The organism is Gardnerella sp. 26-12 (assembly GCF_001660745.1).
GTDB lineage: Bacteria > Actinomycetota > Actinomycetes > Actinomycetales > Bifidobacteriaceae > Bifidobacterium > Bifidobacterium swidsinskii.
This window is the reverse complement of record NZ_LWSR01000150.1, coordinates 1-1,557: the sequence shown is the minus strand read 5'-3', so window position 1 is coordinate 1,557 and position 1,557 is coordinate 1. Positions and strand designations below refer to the sequence as shown.

The following is a 1,557-nucleotide window of genomic DNA, read 5'->3' as shown; positions in this document are numbered from 1 at the left end:
ATTTATAAACGATATTGCTTAAAAATATACAATTGGCTCATATGACTCGAGTTAAATCAAAATATTGTGAACGTTCACGGCATAAATACGCTGGTACTCAATATAACGTCCATAAAACGCACTAATCTTAAAAGAGTCATCACAACCCATAGGTATAAAGGAGTAGTTGTGGCAGCTATTGAAAGCGTATATGCACGCGAAATTTTGGATTCTCGTGGAAATCCTACTGTTCAGGTTTATTTGGAGACCGAAGATGGCGCTCAGGGTATTGGTTTAGTGCCTTCTGGTGCTTCTACTGGTGAGGCTGAAGCTTGGGAACGTCGCGATGGCGACAAGTCCCGTTATCAAGGCAAGGGCACGTTGGAAGCTGTTAAGGCTGTCAACGAGGTAATCGCACCTAAGGTTATTGGCATGGATGCCACCGATCAGCGCGCTCTTGATGAGACGATGATTGAGCTTGATGGCACGCCAAACAAGGGCAAGCTTGGTGCTAACGCAATTCTCGGCGTTTCCCTCGCTGCTCTCTACGCTGCTGCTGAATCCGCTCAGCTTCCGTTGTACCGCTACATTGGCGGCACCAATGGTCACATTCTTCCAGTTCCAAACATGAACATCATGAACGGTGGTGCTCACGCTGATTTCGCAACCGATATTCAGGAGTACATGATTTCTCCTTACGGTTTCGCGACCTACAGCGATGCTTTGCGCGCTGGTGTTGAGGTTTATCACACCTTGAAGAATGTTTTGAAGAAGGAAGGCTTGGCTACTGGTCTTGGCGACGAAGGTGGCTTCGCTCCAAAGATGAAGTCCAATGAGGATTCCTTGAAGTACATCATGGATGCAATTGCAGCCGCTGGCTACGAGCCAGGCAAGCAGATTGGTATTTCTCTTGACGTTGCTTCTTCTGAGTTCTACAACAAGGAAACTGGTAAGTATCGTTTTGATGGCGAAGAGCGCGAATCTGCTTACATGCTTGATTACTACGAGAAGCTCATCAACGAGTATCCAATCGTTTCCATTGAAGATCCATTCCAGGAAGAAGGATGGGATGATTGGGCAGAAATCACCAAGCGTCTTGGTGATCGTTTGCAGTTCGTTGGCGATGACTTGCTTGTCACCAATCCAAAGCGTTTGGCTAAGGGTATTGAGCTTGGTGCAGCTAACTCCTTGCTCGTGAAGTTGAACCAGATTGGTTCCGTCACCGAAACCCTCGACGCTATTGAGCTTGCAACTAAGAACGGCTTCACTTCTATGGTTTCCCATCGTTCTGGCGAGACTCCAGATACCACCATTTCTGATCTTGCTGTTGCTAAGAACACTGGCCAAATCAAGACTGGTGCTCCTGCTCGTGGCGAGCGTATTGCTAAGTACAACCGCTTGCTTGAGATTGAGGAAGAGCTTGGTTCTACCGCTCAGTATGCTGGTTACAGCGCATTCAAGGCTTGCAAGAAGTATATGAAGTAACTTTTAGTTTTAAGTAACTTAGTGGCTTCTTGAGTCTTTGAGTTTTAACGGTCAGTCGTGTTTACGGCTGACCGTTTTTCGTATATTTTAGCG

General features: G+C 46.5%; 1 protein-coding gene. It reads left to right on the top strand.

Annotation, left to right across the window (positions count from 1 at the left end; translation table 11 throughout):
- Positions 1-168: 168 nt before the first annotated feature.
- Positions 169-1,464, top strand: a complete 1,296-nt coding sequence (eno, locus tag A5295_RS05945; RefSeq protein WP_004111411.1) for a phosphopyruvate hydratase — start codon at positions 169-171, stop codon at positions 1,462-1,464.
- The last annotated feature ends 93 nt before the right edge of the window (positions 1,465-1,557 follow it).